Raw genomic sequence first — 17,078 nt, 5'->3', positions numbered from 1 at the left:
GACCCCCAAAAGTTAGACCTAAAAATCTAACTGATGGGAGGTCGGTTTTTGAATGGCAAAATATAGTTATGAATTTAAGATGAAAGTTGTGCAAGAATATTTAGCTGGAAAGGGCGGATTCGCTTTTCTATCTAAAGAATATAATATCTCTTCTACGAGGGACTTACAAAAATGGGTTTCTGCATACAATGAATTTGGCTCTGATGGCTTAATGAGAAAACGAAAAAATCAAACTTACTCTTTCGAATTTAAGCTTCATGTGGTAGAGTTGTATCTAACTACAGAGGTTTCTTATCAGGATTTAGCGCTTTCGGTTGGAATTAATAATCCACCATTAATAAGCAAATGGGTTAATGATTATCGTATTGCTGGACCTGATGCCTTGAAACCTAAACAGAAGGGGCGGCGACCAAAAGTGGATAAACCAAAAGATACTAATCTTGATAAGAGTAAAAAAATAAATGTAGAAACGGAGTATCTTAAACAACTTGAAGATGAAAATCTTAAACTACGAATTGAGAATGCATATTTAAAAGAATTGAGGAGGCTGCGTTTAGAGGGAACACCTCAGAACAAAAAGCGAGAATCATCCACAACCTCCGAGGATCCTTCAAATTAAAAGATGTTCTCGCAGTTACAGGTTTCCCAAAATCAACATATATGTATTGGCAAAAGCGCTTTGAAATGGAGAATCCAGATCAGGAGATAGAACAGAAAATTTTAGATATACGTAAGGAACATAAGGATTTTGGCTATCGCCGGATTCATGGCGATTTAAGAAAGCAAGGACTGCTCATCAACAAGAAGAAGGTTCAGCGTATTGTGCAAAAGCTAAATATTCAGGTGACTGCTTTCACTCGCAAAAGTCGTAAGTACAGCTCATACAAAGGGAATGTTGGTAAGATTTCACCTAACAGAATTAATAGACGTTTTGATACAAATATTCCTCACCAGAAGATTACAACTGATACGTCGGAATTCAAATATTATGAGGTGGATCAAAAAGGGAGAATGCTTATCAAAAAGCTCTACCTGGATCCATTTATGGATTTATGCAATAGAGAAATCCTAAGTCATAGCATTTCTCTAAGACCATCAGGCCAAAATGTAATGCAAGCCTTAAATGAGGCAATAGAGATTACCTCAGATTGTAAATACAGGAGAACATTCCATTCTGATAGAGGTTGGGCATATCAGATGAAAGCATATAGTCGTGTACTTGAATCAAACAGAATATTTCAGAGTATGTCGCGTAAAGGAAACTGCATTGATAATTCTCCTATGGAAAACTTCTTTGGAATTATGAAACAGGAAATGTATTATGGTATGGTTTACTACAGTTATGAAGAACTTAAAAATTCGATAGAAAAATATATTAAGTATTACAACGAGAAAAGGATTAAAGAGAAGCTTGGATGGATGAGTCCTGTAGAATACAGACTTAGCCTTTCGGCTGCATAAAAAATAGCGTAGCAGTTCACAAAACTACTACGCTACAAAGTCTAACTTATTGGGGTCACATCAAAATATATGTGCTTTTTTGTTTTATTTAGTTCTTTGGATTAACCAAGGCTTCTGCCTAAAAAGCGTTATAAAATCAACTTTTATACATTCAAAATCAAATACTGAACCGCAATTGAGGTAACCGATAAAGCTATCCAGCAACATAAGCCAAGGAAAATCGGCTTCCATCCGTTTTTGACCAATTTTATGAGGTTTGTATTAAGCCCAATTGCAGACATAGCCATAATAATAACATACTTGCCTGTTTTTACTAGTAAATCAGATATTTCCCCGGGAATAGGAGTGAATGTACAAAGTATTGAAGCTACTAAAAATCCAACTACAAACCATGGAAAAATCTTTGAAAATTGATAATTGGATTTGGCTTGTCCTCGAGATGTTGTAAAAGCAAGTACAAGAGTGACAGGAATAATCATGAGTGTTCTTGTAAGTTTTACTATTACAGCCAAGTTTCCGGCTGCATCGCTAAAAGTATACCCGGCTGCAACTACAGAAGATGTGTCATTTATTGCTGTTCCTGCCCAAAGACCAAAGCTGTAATCGCTCATATGTAATATATGGCCGAGGAAAGGAAAAAGAAAAGCAGCTATTACATTAAAAAGGAATATTGTTGAAATTGACACAGCAACCTCCTCATCTCGGGCACGTATTACGGGAGCTGTTGCAGCAATGGCAGAGCCTCCACATATGGCAGTTCCCACGCCTATAAGTATATTTGTGTTTTTTTGAACTGACAGGCTTTTACCTGCAATATAGGCCGTAAGAAATGCAGCTGTGAGTGTAAAAGCCATAAGAGAAAGGGTTTGCTTTCCTACAGAGAAAACATTGAATAGGTTCATGTTAAATCCAAGCAGTATTATAGAATATTGAAGCATTTTTTTTGAAGTGTACTTTATTCCTTTTTCAAGTACGGCAGGTCGTTTAAAAAAAGCAAGAATCATTCCAAAAAGTATTCCCAAAACCGGGCCACCTACAACAGGAAACATCTTTCCTAGTTTCCATGCGGGAAGAGCTATAGCAAATGCAACTATGACTCCAGGCACATTATCAATTATTTTTTTCATTAACTACTCCTCATTTCTTGTGGAAGAATGACTTCCTTAATATTATTTAAAGTATAAATCTTGACATAGTATAAGTAAAATATTATTATCTTATATAAGTAATAAGTAAATACTTATAGGAGGAAAAAATTTGACACTTCGGCACTATCAAATCTTTGTAACGGTATGCGATGAAATGAGTATGACTTCAGCTGCTGAAATTCTCTTTGTGTCTCAATCTGCTGTAAGTCAAGCAATTGCGGAAATGGAAAAGCACTACGGAGTAAAATTGTTTGAAAGGTTATCAAGGAAATTATATATTACCTATGCAGGTAAAAAGCTTTTAAATTATGCAAGGCATATTATAAGCCTTAATAAAAATGTAGAAAATGATATGGCTTCTTTAAATGAAAGGTCACTTATAAGAATAGGTGCAAGTGTGACAATAGGAGCATGTATTTTGCCAGGTCTCGTGTCTTCATTTGCTTCATATTACCCTAAAATTCAAGTTAAAGTAGTAGAAGATAATACTTCAAAAATACAGCAGCTTATAGCACAGGACAAAATTGATATGGGAATTGTTGAGGGGGAGGTTTCGTTGCCGGATATTGTAAACAGACCATTTGCAAAAGATTATCTGATATTGATATGCGGAAAAAACCATCGTTTTTGTACGCTTAAATCTATTAAGCCTTCCGAATTAAAAAATGAAAAATTTATACTGCGTGAGACTGGGAGCGGAACTAGAAAAACATTTGAAAATGCCATGTTAGAAAGAGGACTGAGTTGGACAGAAATCTGGACATGTAATAATGCTGATACTATAAAAGCAGCAGTTGCGGAAGGTCTTGGAGTATCAGTTATTTCTCAACGAGCAGTAGCAAAAGAAATTGAAGATGGGAGACTTTTCAGTATTCCTATAGAAGGAATTTCTTTTGTTCGTGATTTCAAAATAATATACCATAAGAATAAGTATATAACAGAATCCATGCATAAGTTCTGGGATGCTTGCTTTAAAATAAAGTAGATAATATTTATGTATAAAAATTGGCATACGGGAGAGAGTCCCGTATTTCTATTTATATTCTTTGCGGAAGCACATAAACCAATCAAGACAATATTGATCATTACTTTGATTATTCATTCTTTCCTTTGCAGTGTGTCAATTTTTTTTTTGAAATTTTTTTTAAAAATTTTTGCCCGCATATTGATATATAGCTGTAATAGTGCTATAATGTGACAGTATTAAGTAAACTTTATATAAATGTTGTAGATATGCTGTAAAGGATAGGTTTTATATATTAATGCGGGTGTAGCTTAGTGGTAGAGTTCCGGCTTCCCAAGCCGGCTGTGTGGGTTCGATTCCCATCACCCGCTTACGGTTTTATTTAAAAGTGAGCATTAAAAAACCATCAATTATGAAAGCTCATAATTGATGGTTTTATTATTTTAAAAGTTTGCTGATTTTTCCTGTATAGTATAGTGATAGTCTGTGCAACGCTCGGGAGCACGCAACATATAACAAATTTTTATCAAAACTGGTTAAATAGTTTTTGTTATCAGTTCCATATACGATTACGGCATCAAACTCTAAACCTTTTGCCAGGTACACGGGAACAATTATTGAACCACTTAGGTTTTGTTCACCTTGATAATCAACTAATTTAATGTTTATCTTTCCTTTTATTTTAAAATATAGATCAGATGCCTGCTTTCTGTTTTTGCATATTATCGCTATAGAATTATAACCTTGAGACGAATATTCGTTAACTTTGTTGATTAATTTATTTTCAAGGGTTTCTTCATCTTTACAGCATACTACTTCAGGGGCTTCTTCGCTTCTTTTGAAGTATTCGGTATGAATATCTTCCTTCAAAAACTTTTCACAAAATTTACTTATTTCGTAGGAGTTGCGATAACTCTTATTCAAAAATATTTTATTATATTTTTCAAAATTTAGTATAGAAACAATGTCATCGTAAAGAGACAGATCACTTTTCTTTTCAACTGCTTGATTAATATCACCTACGATTGTGAATCTAGCTTCTCTAAAAAGATTTTTCAACAAATAGTAATGTATAGGATAATAATCCTGAGCTTCATCTACAATTACCTGCTTAATGTCGCTGAATGAATCAGCACCTTCGGCAATAATTTTTAGATACATCATTGCGATACCGTCAGAATAAGGAATATTGTACGAATCGGTAATATTTTCTTGTGTATATCTAATGATTTCATCTATATTTTTAGGAAGTTCTAAACCTTTAGCTAAATTTAAGATTAATTTCTTATCACTGAACAGTTTCTTGTACAGCTCATAAGAGTCTAATTCGGTAAATTTTCGTATTCTGTTTATAAATGAAGAAGTTTCTTTTGCAGCCAGCACCCTTGTAAAAGCTTTAATCTCAAATTCATGCTCCTTTGACATATTGACTGCGGTTTCAATTTTTTCTCTTCTGGCAAATTTCTTGTCATGAACTTTATCTAATAGTCTGTTTTCAATAATTTTTAATTTTTTTGCTGTCGGCATATTCAATTTATTACTTAGCAAAAAAGCCCTTAAAAGTTGGCGGTTTTCAATTATTTCTCCATCAAAATATACATCTTCAAACGGAATGATTTTTCGCTCGAAAAATTTTACGAATCTTTCTAAAATTTTAATAAATGTCTTTGAGCCCTTAAATTCATCGCATGATCTTAAAAAGCTTCGTTTTTCTTCGGTTTCGGCACATATAATTTTTTCAAAGTTTTCGCTTTTGCTTTTAACGGATAAATTATTGTCAAAAAGTTTTAAAAATATATTTTCAAATGTATATTCTCTAATGTTATCTTCACCAAGTTCTGGCAGTACATTAGATATATACTTTGAAAATAAAGAGTTTGGTGAAATTACAATAACATTGTTGGCACTTAATTTCAAATTTAGCCCTCTGTACAGTAGAAATGCAATCCTATGCAGGGCAACCGATGATTTTCCGCTTCCTGCCACTCCCTGAACTACAAGCAGATCATTATCTAAATCTCTGATAATTAAATCCTGCTGCTTTTGAATTGTCTCAACAATGGTTTTCATTTTAGGAGCCATGTTTTTAGAAAGTGCTTCCATAAGCATTTCATCAACAATATTTACGTTGCTGTCAAAAAAATATTCTAGCTTGCCTTTTGTAATTTTATACTGTCTTTTTAAAGATATGGAACCTTTTATTATGCCGGACGGTGCTTTATATTCAGCAGGGCCGAGTTCGGATCTGTAATAAACACTTGAAATAGGTGCTCGCCAGTCATAGACCTTGATATCATGAGTATCCTCATCCATCAGATTAAAAAGTCCGATATAAATTTTTTCGGTATCATCATATCCATCTTCAGTAAAATCTATTCTTGAGAAATACGGGCTTTCAACCATTCTTTCATATTTAGCTATGCGTTTCTCAATCTCTGTATAGCTAAATGTCTGCGAATTAAGCGCACTTAAATACTGGTTTAAATCAGATAGTTTATCAAAATCAGAAGATGAATGAGTTGTGTTTTCCCACATTTCTTTTCTTGCGGCTATAAGATCAGCTTTCTGCTCAGCCAGTTTTTCGGTCTCTACATCCAATCTATATTTTAATAGTCCGATAATTTCTTCAAGATAGTTAACTTCTTCTCTATATTTGTCCTTATATTCTGCCATTTTAAATCCCCTTTTACACTCAACATAAAAATATATTTAATTGATTATTATATCATAGTATGCATTATATGAAAAGATAAAAATAAACTTGCATACTACTATAAAATTAAATTAATTTAATATAAATTTTTTAAAAGCAATTTTAAAATATTAATTAATCGAATTAATTAAGTAAATCATTAATTATAATTAAATTATTGCTTAATTTTAATTTATTTTACAAATAATATGATGACATTAATCGTATTTGTTGTATAATATTTACATAGTATTATATGGTGAGGGGATAAAATTGATTGGTGAAAAGATACGAAACATAAGAAAAAGTAAAAATTTAACGATTGTTGAGCTTTCAGAGCAAATTAATGTGACTTCCGGCTACATATCACAGATTGAAAGAGATCTTATTTCTCCTTCTTTATCTGTTCTGAAAAGGTTGTCGGATGCCTTAAATGTACCATTATCTTCGCTGTTCACGGAAAGTAATGACCAAGATGTGATAACTATACAGCACAACGAAAGAACGAAGGTAAGATTCGGAAATATTAATGTTGATCTTGAATTTATTACGCCTATATTAAAGAATAACGACAAAAAAAGCAATGTTGAAGCATTTTTATTTAAACTAAATCCAAATACATGGATGAGTGATAAACCTTTACTCCATGATTCAAAGCTGTATCTTTATGTATTAGCAGGAGAGCTTCAATGTCATATTGGAAATAATATTTACAGTCTTGCAAGTGGAGACAGCATTTGTGTGCCAGAAAGGAATGCACATATAATTTATAATAATTATGACGAGGAATCAGAGGCTTTATGTATAATTTCCCCGGCAATACATAATTAGAATTGCACCGGTAACTTCTCTCGTTCTATAAGAACGGGAGTTTTTATATACCAAGGAAGTTCTTTTCCAAGCATATAAGAGGATTAAGAGCTCAACGATGACAGGAGAATAAAATGTTAGATATAAAAAAAATAAGAAAAAACCCTATTAAAGTTGAAGAATTGCTGAAAAGAAGGAACGTTGATATAAGTTTAGCTAAAGTGCTGCAATTGGACAAATTGAGACGAGAAAAAATTGTTGAAATAGAAAATATGAAAGCAGAGCATAACAGAGTTTCAAAGAGTGTGCCTCAAATGAAAAAGGAAGGCAGAGATATATCGGAAGTTCTTGTTAATATGAAAAATTTATCAGAAAAAATAAAGAATTTGGAATTAAAAATCAAAGAAATTGATATTAATATTGAGCAAGAGCTTCTTATAATTCCCAACACTCCAAATCCTAATATTGTAGTAGGAAGCTCAGAGGATGATAATAAGGAAGTAAGAAGATTTGGTGATCCAAAAAAATTTGATTTTGGACCGAAGGCTCATTGGGATTTGGGAAAGGATCTCAATATACTGGATTTTGAAAGAGCAACAAAAATTACAGGAGCTAGGTTTGCGTTATTTAAGGGAGACGGTGCAAGACTGGAGAGAGCAATTATAACGTATATGCTTGATAAGCATACGACGGAGCACGGTTTTACGGAAATGTCACCGCCGTCTATAGTTAACCGTGACAGCATGCTTGGTACGGGACAGATTCCAAAGTTTGAAGATGATATGTTTAAATTAAATAAAAAAGATTATTATTTAATTCCTACAGCAGAGGTGCCTCTGACAAATATTTATAGAGATGAAGTATTGGAAGAATCAGATCTCCCAATGTATATGACTGGATATACGCCATGCTTTAGAGCGGAAGTAGGATCTTCCGGAAGAGATACTAAAGGTTTGATTAGGAATCATCAATTTGATAAGGTTGAAATGGTAATATATTCAACGCCTGAAAATTCTTATATGCAGCTTGAATTATTAACAAAGTTTGCGGAAAAAATATTAACAGAGCTAAAATTGCCTTACAGAGTAGTTGAACTATGTACCGGAGATATAGGTTTCAGCTCGGCTAAAACCTATGACTTGGAAGTATGGATGCCAAGCTATGGAAAATACGTTGAAATTTCGTCTTGTTCAAACTTAGAAGATTTTCAGGCAAGAAGGTCTAATATTAGGTTCAGGGCCAAGGGAAAATCCAGACCGGAATTCATACATACTTTAAACGGTTCAGGTTTGGCTGTTGGCAGAACATTTGCCGCAATATTAGAAAATTATCAAAATGAAGATGGTTCAATAACAATACCGGAAGTTTTAAGGCCTTATATGAGAGGCGATGAAAAGATAACTATATAATAAATGGAGGATAAATGTTAGTAATAGGATGCCATTTATCAGTATCAAAAGGATTTGAAGCAATGGGAAAAGATGCGTTAAGCATCGGTGCAAATACATTTCAGTTTTTTACCCGAAACCCAAGGGGCAGCAAAGCTAAGGATATTGATACAGAGGATGTAAAAGGTTTACTTAAAATAATCGAAAATAATAAATTTGGGAAAGTTATAGGGCATGCTCCGTATACATTAAATATATGCTCTTCAGATGAACATACACGGGAATTTGGGCTGGAGGTAATGAGGGATGATTTAAACAGGATGGAACTTTTACCGTTTAATTTTTATAATTTTCATCCTGGAAGCCATACAAAGCAAGGAACAGAAACAGGGATAAGGCAAATAATAAGTGCTCTTAATAAAATATTAAAACCTGAACAGACGACAACAGTCTTGCTTGAGACCATGTCTGGAAAGGGAACGGAGATAGGTAGAACATTTGAAGAACTGCAGTGCATTATTTCAGGTGTTGAATTAAATGAAAAGCTAGGAGTATGCCTTGATACATGTCACATATTCGATTACGGATATGACATTGTAAATGATTTGGACGGTGTGCTTGCTAAATTTGATAAAGTAATAGGTCTTGATAGATTGCATGCAGTACATCTGAATGACAGTAAAAATCCGTTAGGAAGCCACAAGGATCGTCATGAAAACATTGGAAAGGGACATATAGGGCTGGAAGCAATGGGAAGAATAATAAATCATTCAAAACTTTGCAAATTGCCTTTTTTCCTCGAAACACCAAATGATTTGAAGGGCCATTCGCAAGAAATAAAAATTTTGAAGGAATTGTATAAAAACTAAAAACCAGATGCTGATTTACTTTGTTACAAATGATGAAGTAAATCAGTTTTTTATATGCAGGACGGCGCTGTATTCAAGTTACACAGCAGTGCATTAATTGTGCAGAAGGTTCATAAAGCATGGAAAAAATAATGGCATAAGTAATTTATTGACATAATTATTTGCATATTTATATAATGCATTTTGTCGAATTTTATTATATAATAGTAGCAATAATGATTGGAGGAAACTTATGAAAAAATTCAATAAGGTACTGTCCTTATGTCTTTTAATTATAATTTTAGCAAATACTGCGGCATTTGGTGAAATAAACGTTAATCAAAATATTAATTCTGCATTGTTGGGAGATCTTGAAACAGGGGAAATCCTTTATAGCTACAACATAAATGAACAATTAGCAATGGCAAGTATATCAAAGCTTATGACCTACCTTGTTATGATGGATGCCATAACAGATGGGAAGGCATCGCTGGATGACGATGTTGTGATTAGTGGACATGCTGCCGCTACAGAGGGAAGTAAGTTTGGATTGTTATCAGGAGAAACGGTTAAACTGAGCTTTCTTGTAAAGGGAATGCTTGTGGTTTCAGGAAATGACTGCGCGACGGCAATAGCTGAACATATTGGAACAACAGTAGATAATTTTGTAAAAATGATGAACGAAAAAGCGTCTGAATTAGGACTTTTGTCTGCAAGCTTTATTAATCCTCACGGATTGCCTATAAATGACGAAGAGACAGGACAAAACCATATGTCTGTGTCAGATATATACAAGCTTACGAGACACATACTTGAAAAATATCCACAAATATTAGAGGTTACCAAGCTTAAAGAGCTTGCCGTACCTGAAAAAAATTACAGAAAAGAGGCAACTAACCCTGCCCTTGGCGTGATTGAAGGTGTTGATGGGTTAAAAACTGGCTATACGGATAAAGCAGGGATCTGTCTGGTTTCAACTATGCCTGTGACAGGACAGGGACAGGATTTTAGGCTTATAGCAATTATTATGGGGGCTCAGACTCATGAGGAAAGACTAAGCAAGACGCAGGAGCTTTTGGAGTACGGGAAAAACAATTTTAAATATGATAAGCTCGCTGACAAGACGAAACCGGCAGATAAGGTGTATATAGAGAATTCAAAAAATGGTATTGTTAAGGTGTATCCTGCATCAGACTATAATAAAATAATTAAAAATGGAGATATAATCAGCACAAAGGCTTCATATAATGATACTGTAAAGGCACCTTTAAAACAGGGAGATAAAATTGGCTCAATAAGCGTTTTTGTAAACGGTGAAGAAGTGGGACAGGTAGATGCTATCGTAACCGAAGATATAGGAAAGGCAAATATTTTTGTAAGAGTAGTAAGATTTTTCCAAAATATATTTGAATAAAATTTGTTTTGAATCAGTTGATATTTTAAACGTAAAAATATCAACTGTTTTAAAAAATAAGAACTAATACTTCATAAGTACATATGCAAATTGCGAATATATATAAATGCTGTTAAAAAATGATATTTAAGTATATTGACAAATGTGTAAAATTGGTGTAATATTTCTAAATATAGTGCACCTGTAGCTCAGTAGGATAGAGCAGTGCCCTCCTAAGGCATGTGCCGGGGGTTCGACTCCTCTCAGGTGCACCATTTTTATAATTGGGGGAAAACGAATTCATAGATGATGAGATTGGCTTTTGCCAATTTTATTATATATCAATATTGGAGGGGGAAAATGAAAAAATTAATATCACTTTCATTGATTTTAATGCTGATTTTAACAGCATGTACTGGAGGGACAACGCAAGAACCTGTAGATAATCAGCCAGGTGCGGAGGAACCTGCAGAAGTTGGGGATATAGCTGAAGACGGGAAATATGCAAGTGAGCAGGTATACAAATATGCTTATGCAGAAGAGATAACCACTCTGAACTATCTTGTAAATACAACCTGGGTGGATATGAGTGTATCGGCTAACCTTGTAGATACACTGGCTCAGTACGACAAATACGGAGTTCTTCAACCAGCTCTTGCAGAATCGTGGGAAGTGTCAGATGACGGGCTTGAATGGACATTCCACTTGAGAAAGGGAGCTAAGTGGGTTGATTTCGAAGGAAATGAAGTGGCGGAAACTACTGCTTATGATTTTGTTTCATCTGCCAAGTACATATTAACTAAAAAAAATGAATCTGAATCGGCCAACATTGTTTATTCTGTAATAAAAAATGCCGAGGCATATTACAACGAAGAAATAACTGATTTTGAACAAGTAGGTGTTAAGGCTGTAGATGAATACACACTGGTATACACGCTGAAAGACCCTGTTCCTTACTTTGAATCTATGCTTACTTACGTGAGTTTCTTCCCTGTTTATGGACCATTCCTTGAAGAAATGGGAGAAGACTTTGGGATTGCAAACTCTGCAATATTATATAACGGGCCGTATTTATTAACCGAATTTGAGCCTCAGATGCAGAGAATACTTACGAAAAACAATACATATTGGGATAAAGACAATATTTTTGTAACAGAGCTTAATTATAAATATAATAAAGAATCTATGGCTTTAGGAGGAGAGCTGTTTAGGAGAGGAGAGGTTTTACATGCCATTATTCCTCCTTCTAATCTTGATGAATGGATGAATAATCCTGAACTTAAGGATAAGGTGTCTCCTGACAGGCTGGGAACCTACACATATTTTTATGCATTTAACTTTGATCCAAAGTTTGATTCTGAATATGAACCAGAGAATTGGAAAATAGCGGTGAATAACAGCAGCTTCAGAAATTCTATTATGGCTGCATTTAACAGAATAGCAACAATGACAACCGAAGACCCTTATAATCCCGAGTACAGGATAATAAATACCATAACACCTCCGAACTTTGCTTCGCAGAATGGTTTAGATTACACGGCTACAAGTGATTTGGCAGCTTTAAGGGATACGGAGTTCTTTAATGAAACAGATGCTTTGGCTTTCAAGGAAAAAGCAGTTGAGGAGCTTACACAGGCCGGAGCTAAATTTCCTGTAAAAATATTGATGCCATATAATACGAACAGTTCATACTGGGCACTTGAAGCCCAGGTTGCAAAACAGCAGTTGGAAACATTGCTGGGAACAGACTATATTCAAATTGCACTTCTTCCTCATGCCCCAACGGGATTCCTTGACGGAACAAGGAGAGCAGGAAATTATTCACTTATGAAATGCAACTGGGGTCCTGACTACGCTGACCCTCAGACATATACAGATCCGTTCAGACGCGGCGGAAACTATAATTTCCCTGAGTATACGACAGAAGTAGATGCGGAAGGAAAAAACTTATATGATGTCTATGAGGGAATGGTTAATGAAGCCAAGGCTGAATTGGTTGATTTAACTGCAAGATACGAAATGTTTGCAGATGCGGAAGCATATTTAATAAATAATGCCTTTGTGATCCCGTACAATGTAAGCGGAGGAGACGGATATGTTGCATCATATGTACTTCCGTTTGAAAGGCCTTATGCGCCGTTTGGTATTGCTACAGTGACATGGAAAGGAGCCAGACTCCTCGCTGAGCCTATAAGCATGGATGAATTCAATAAATTTCAGGAAGAATGGCAGGCAGCTCGTGATGATGCCTTAAAGAGCGCAGCAAAATAGTTCCTGTAAATGAGGGCTTTTAGCCCTCATTTGTTTTAACAGACATTATTATTCAGCCGGTTAAAGCATTAATTTGAATATATCTAAAGCGAGGTGTTACAATGAAGTACTATGCAACAAGGCTTGTAAGATCCTTGTTAACATTGATTATTGTTGTTACTATAGTATTTTTGCTCATGCGTCTTATGCCTGTCGAAGGCTATTTCGGAACAAGCTTTGATAAGCTGGACGAGGCCCAGATAGAAGCAAAGCTGCAGAATCTGGGGCTTTTGGATCCATGGTATATACAATTAAAGAATTTTTACGGCGGTTTGCTGAAGGGAGATTTAGGCAAATCAATTACTTACAGACCGAGAGTAGATATAACAAAAATATTGGGAGATAAATTAATAACATCATTGCGCTTCGGGCTTGCATCATTGACGGTTTCATTGTTAGTGGGGCTTAGCTTAGGTGTTTTAATGGCCAGACATAAAGGTAAATTTTGGGATAAATTCGGAACATGCTATGTTGTGGGAGCTAACGCAGTACCTGCGGTAATTTATTACCTGCTGATTCAGGTGTTTTTTACGGACATATTTAATCTCCCTCTGCTTTACGAGAGATCAGATCCAAAGAGCTGGATACTTCCTGTTATATGCCTGTCTTTGGTCAATATTGCCTACTATGCAATGTGGATCAGGCGTTACATGGTCGATGAACTAAATAAGGATTACGTAAGGCTTGCCAGAGCAAAAGGTTTAAAAAGCAAAGAAATTATGGTAAGGCATGTAATGAGAAATGCATTTGTTCCAATGGCTCAATACCTGCCTGCATCAATTTTATATACCGTATCAGGCTCAATATATGTTGAATCGCTGTTTTCAATTCCAGGAACAGGAGGGCTTTTAGTTACTGCAATACAGAGACAGGATAACACCCTGGTTCAGGCGCTTGTTTTACTGTATTCATCTATAGGAATAGTAGGGCTGCTGCTTGGAGATATTTTGATGGCTACTTTTGATCCGAGAATAAAATTAGGAAGTGAAGGAGGGGCCAGATAATGACAAGAAAAAAGATAACTACTAAAATGGCGGAAAAAATAGATTCATCCTTATTTGAATTTGCTGATTACGATGAGTCCAAAAGCGAGTTGACCGGATATTCTAATTATTCATTTTGGAAGTCAACATTTCAGGTGTTCATGAAAAATAAAGTTGCTGTAATACTTTTAATATTAATTGCAGTTGTTGTTTTATTTACATTAATTCAGCCATACCTTCCAAATCAAAAAAGCCCTACTCAGATATATATTAATCCTGAAACAAACCTTCAGTACAGAAATGTTCAGCCTAATGCCGAGTTTTGGTTCGGCTCAAATTCAATAGGACAGGATTTATGGGCACGTATTTGGAGCGGAGCGAGGACATCGTTGTTCATAGGAGTTTCTGTGGGATTGTTTGAAGCATTTGTGGGAATAACAATAGGAGCACTCTGGGGGTATGTCAGGAAGTTAGATGCGATTATAACCGAAGTATACAATGTATGGGATAATATACCTACTACGGTTGTTCTAATAATTCTGACATACATTATGAAACCCAGTATACCTACAATTATTTTTGCAATGTGTATGACAGGATGGCTCCAGATGGCCAGGTTTGTAAGAAACCTTATAATAATTATAAGAGACAGAGAATATAATTTAGCATCAAGATGTCTTGGAACACCTACATCAAGAATAATTACTAAAAATTTACTGCCGTACTTAGTATCAGTTATTATGCTCAGAATGGCTTTGGCAATACCTGCGGCTATAGGCAATGAGGTGTTTCTTTCATACATCGGTATGGGGTTGCCGCTTGATGTTCCGTCGCTTGGAAATCTTGTAAATGAGGGAAGAGCTTTGGTTATGGACCCAAATCAAAGATATCAGCTGTTTTTTCCGGCTGCGGTTATATCTATTGTAACAATATCTTTCTATGTAATCGGCAATGTTTTTGCAGATTCAGCTGATCCGAGAAATCATGTTTAGGAGGCAGTATGGTGCGAAAATCTATTACAGATATAATAAACAGTGAAATCATTTTATCTGCCGAAAATTTAGTTATAAAATTTAACCTTCGGGGGCAAGAACTCACGGCAATAAGAGGAGCTTCTCTCGAACTCCACAAGGGTGAAAGCCTGGCAATAGTAGGTGAGTCAGGATCAGGGAAGTCGGTTTTCACAAAATCTTTTATGGGATTACTGGATTCTAACGGCAGAATTGAATCAGGTTCCATAATTTACAAAGGAAAAAATCTTGCCGAATATAAAACAGAGGACCAATGGATTAAAATAAGAGGAAAAGAAATAGCAATGGTATTTCAGGATCCAATGACATCGTTAAATCCTTTGAAGACTGTTGGTAAGCAGGTTCAGGAATCAATTGAGCTTCATCAAAACCTTAAGGGAGAGGAAGCTAGAAGGATTGCTATTGAAATTTTAAAAGATGTAGGAATATCGGATTCTGAAAGAAGATATAAGCAGTATCCCCATGAATTTTCAGGAGGAATGAGGCAGAGAGTTGTTATAGCCACAGCTGTTGCATGTAATCCAAATATATTAATATGCGATGAACCCACAACAGCTCTTGATGTTACTATTCAGGCTCAGATACTTCAATTGCTTAAAAATTTGCAGGACAAATATGACCTTACAATTATATATATAACCCATGATCTTGGAGTTGTCGCAAATGTTGCCGACAGAATAGCTGTTATGTATGCAGGAGATTTAATTGAGCTTGGCTCATCTGAAGAAGTATTTTTTGACCCAAAGCATCCATATACATGGGCACTTTTGTCATCGCTTCCGCAGCTGGGAGTTAAAGGAGAAGAATTGTATTCAATAAAAGGAACACCTCCTAATTTATTCAAGGAGATAAAAGGAGATGCATTTGCTCCGAGAAATCCCCATGCATTGAAAATAGATTTTGAAAAAAGACCTCCTTATTTTGAAGTAACGTCTACTCATAAAGCACGTACATGGCTTCTGGACCCGAGAGCCCCTAAGGTTGAACCTCCTCCTCTGATAAAGAAGATGAGGGAAATGTATGTGAAAAGAGGTGACGCAGTTGAATAATAAGGTAAAGCTTTTAGAGGTTAAAAATTTAAGTGTAGAGTTTGGTAAGGGAAATAAAAAGTTTGTTGCGGTTAATGATGTGAGCTTTAATATTTATAAGGGAGAAACTTTTGGACTTGTAGGCGAATCGGGATCAGGCAAGACTACCATAGGAAGGGCTGTTATCAGAATAAACTCCGCTGCAGCAGGAGAGATAATTTACAATGGAAAGAAGATAAGCGGACGAATTGATAAAGGGCTGGACAAAGAGCTTACAAGAAAAATTCAGATGATATTTCAAGATCCCATGGCTTCTCTTAATGAGAGGGCAAAGGTTGACTATATTGTTTCAGAGGGACTCTATAATTTAAATAACTACGGAACAGAAAAAGACAGAAAGAATAAGGTAGAGCAGGCACTGCTGGATGTTGGGCTGCTGCCGGAATTTGCCAGCAGATTTCCTCACGAATTTTCCGGGGGCCAAAGACAGCGTATAGGAATAGCAAGGGTACTTGTTATGGAGCCTGAGCTTGTAATAGCCGATGAACCTATATCTGCACTGGATGTTTCAATTCGTGCACAGGTAATAAACCTGCTTTCTAAGCTTCAAAAACAAAAAGGGTTGACATACTTGTTTATTGCACACGATTTATCTGTTGTCAGATTTATTTCTGACAGAATAGCAGTAATTCATAAGGGAAAAATAGTTGAATTAGCTGAAGCGGAGAAGCTGTTTGCAAACCCGCTTCACCCATATACAAAATCTCTTCTGTCGGCAATACCGACTCCTAATCCAAGAGTGGAAAGAAATAAAAAGCCTGAAGTATACAATCCCGGCAAAAACCATTATGATTATGACAAAAATCCACCAATATGGACAGAAATAGAATCCGAGCATTTTGTACTGGCAAACGGAAGAGAATTAGATGAATACAAAAAAATAATCCTACCAGCTTGATAATTATATTATTAATATAATATCATCCCAGCAACCCCTTAAATTATAAGGGATTTAGCTGAGG

14 protein-coding genes and 2 tRNA genes are annotated in these 17,078 nt (G+C 35.3%); 14 read left to right on the top strand and 2 right to left on the bottom strand.

The features are described from left to right. The first annotated feature begins 52 nt into the window (after window positions 1-52). Window positions 53-619, top strand: coding sequence for a helix-turn-helix domain-containing protein (locus RBQ61_RS03280; RefSeq protein WP_308139100.1), 567 nt, complete (start codon window positions 53-55; stop codon window positions 617-619). Continuing rightward, on the top strand, window positions 526-1,461 hold the full coding sequence (locus RBQ61_RS03275; RefSeq protein WP_308140090.1) for an IS3 family transposase: 936 nt from the start codon (window positions 526-528) through the stop codon (window positions 1,459-1,461). Before RBQ61_RS03280 ends, RBQ61_RS03275 begins: the two co-directional genes overlap by 94 nt. Window positions 1,462-1,604: 143 nt before the next feature. On the opposite strand, the gene RBQ61_RS03270 is transcribed toward RBQ61_RS03275, so the two are convergent. Continuing rightward, a complete protein-coding gene (locus RBQ61_RS03270) occupies window positions 1,605-2,588 on the bottom strand; it encodes a YeiH family protein (RefSeq protein WP_308139099.1) in 984 nt (327 codons plus the stop codon). 130 nt (window positions 2,589-2,718) lie between these two features. Between RBQ61_RS03270 and RBQ61_RS03265 the strand changes: the two genes are divergently transcribed. Both RBQ61_RS03265 and RBQ61_RS03260 read left to right on the top strand, forming a co-directional pair. Beyond that, window positions 2,719-3,594, top strand: a complete 876-nt coding sequence (locus RBQ61_RS03265) for a LysR family transcriptional regulator (protein WP_308139098.1) — start codon at window positions 2,719-2,721, stop codon at window positions 3,592-3,594. A gap of 279 nt (window positions 3,595-3,873) precedes the next feature. Beyond that, window positions 3,874-3,944, top strand: a tRNA-Gly gene (locus tag RBQ61_RS03260). A gap of 67 nt (window positions 3,945-4,011) precedes the next feature. Here the strand turns inward: RBQ61_RS03260 and RBQ61_RS03255 are convergent. Beyond that, the gene (locus RBQ61_RS03255) at window positions 4,012-6,246 is read right to left on the bottom strand and encodes an AAA family ATPase (RefSeq protein ID WP_308139097.1); all 2,235 of its coding nucleotides are present in this window, start codon (window positions 6,244-6,246) and stop codon (window positions 4,012-4,014) included. A 292-nt stretch (window positions 6,247-6,538) separates the two neighbouring features. Here RBQ61_RS03255 and RBQ61_RS03250 point away from each other — a divergent pair, with 292 nt between their 5' ends. The 10 genes from RBQ61_RS03250 to RBQ61_RS03205 all read left to right on the top strand — a co-directional run bounded on the left by RBQ61_RS03250 (window position 6,539) and on the right by RBQ61_RS03205 (window position 17,014). Continuing rightward, a complete protein-coding gene (locus tag RBQ61_RS03250) occupies window positions 6,539-7,096 on the top strand; it encodes a helix-turn-helix domain-containing protein (protein WP_308139096.1) in 558 nt (185 codons plus the stop codon). A 113-nt stretch (window positions 7,097-7,209) separates the two neighbouring features. Continuing rightward, entirely contained in the window at window positions 7,210-8,484 is a 1,275-nt protein-coding gene (serS, locus tag RBQ61_RS03245; RefSeq protein ID WP_308139095.1) for a serine--tRNA ligase, read from the top strand. Window positions 8,485-8,498: 14 nt separating this feature from the next. Further along, a complete protein-coding gene (locus RBQ61_RS03240; RefSeq protein ID WP_308139094.1) occupies window positions 8,499-9,332 on the top strand; it encodes a deoxyribonuclease IV in 834 nt (277 codons plus the stop codon). A 232-nt stretch (window positions 9,333-9,564) separates the two neighbouring features. Further along, window positions 9,565-10,725, top strand: coding sequence for a D-alanyl-D-alanine carboxypeptidase family protein (locus RBQ61_RS03235; RefSeq protein WP_308139093.1), 1,161 nt, complete (start codon window positions 9,565-9,567; stop codon window positions 10,723-10,725). 177 nt (window positions 10,726-10,902) lie between these two features. Next, a tRNA-Arg gene (locus RBQ61_RS03230) sits at window positions 10,903-10,979 on the top strand. Between the two features lie 85 nt (window positions 10,980-11,064). Next, complete coding sequence (locus RBQ61_RS03225; RefSeq protein WP_308139092.1) at window positions 11,065-12,975, top strand: peptide ABC transporter substrate-binding protein; 1,911 nt, start codon at window positions 11,065-11,067, stop codon at window positions 12,973-12,975. Between the two features lie 101 nt (window positions 12,976-13,076). After that, the gene (locus RBQ61_RS03220) at window positions 13,077-14,018 is read left to right on the top strand and encodes an ABC transporter permease (RefSeq protein ID WP_308139091.1); all 942 of its coding nucleotides are present in this window, start codon (window positions 13,077-13,079) and stop codon (window positions 14,016-14,018) included. Continuing rightward, window positions 14,018-14,989, top strand: a complete 972-nt coding sequence (locus tag RBQ61_RS03215; protein ID WP_308139090.1) for an ABC transporter permease — start codon at window positions 14,018-14,020, stop codon at window positions 14,987-14,989. The genes RBQ61_RS03220 and RBQ61_RS03215 overlap by 1 nt, the downstream gene beginning before the upstream one ends. Before the next feature lie 8 nt (window positions 14,990-14,997). Next, window positions 14,998-16,077 (top strand): ABC transporter ATP-binding protein, encoded by a 1,080-nt coding sequence (locus RBQ61_RS03210; RefSeq protein ID WP_308139089.1) that lies wholly within the window; start codon window positions 14,998-15,000, stop codon window positions 16,075-16,077. Beyond that, on the top strand, window positions 16,070-17,014 hold the full coding sequence (locus tag RBQ61_RS03205; protein WP_308139088.1) for an ATP-binding cassette domain-containing protein: 945 nt from the start codon (window positions 16,070-16,072) through the stop codon (window positions 17,012-17,014). The genes RBQ61_RS03210 and RBQ61_RS03205 overlap by 8 nt, the downstream gene beginning before the upstream one ends. Window positions 17,015-17,078 lie beyond the last annotated feature (64 nt).

This window comes from Sedimentibacter sp. MB35-C1, from assembly GCF_030913635.1.
Taxonomy (GTDB): domain Bacteria; phylum Bacillota; class Clostridia; order Tissierellales; family Sedimentibacteraceae; genus Sedimentibacter.
The sequence above is the reverse complement of the archived record's forward strand: the minus strand, read 5'-3'. Positions and strand labels throughout refer to the sequence as shown.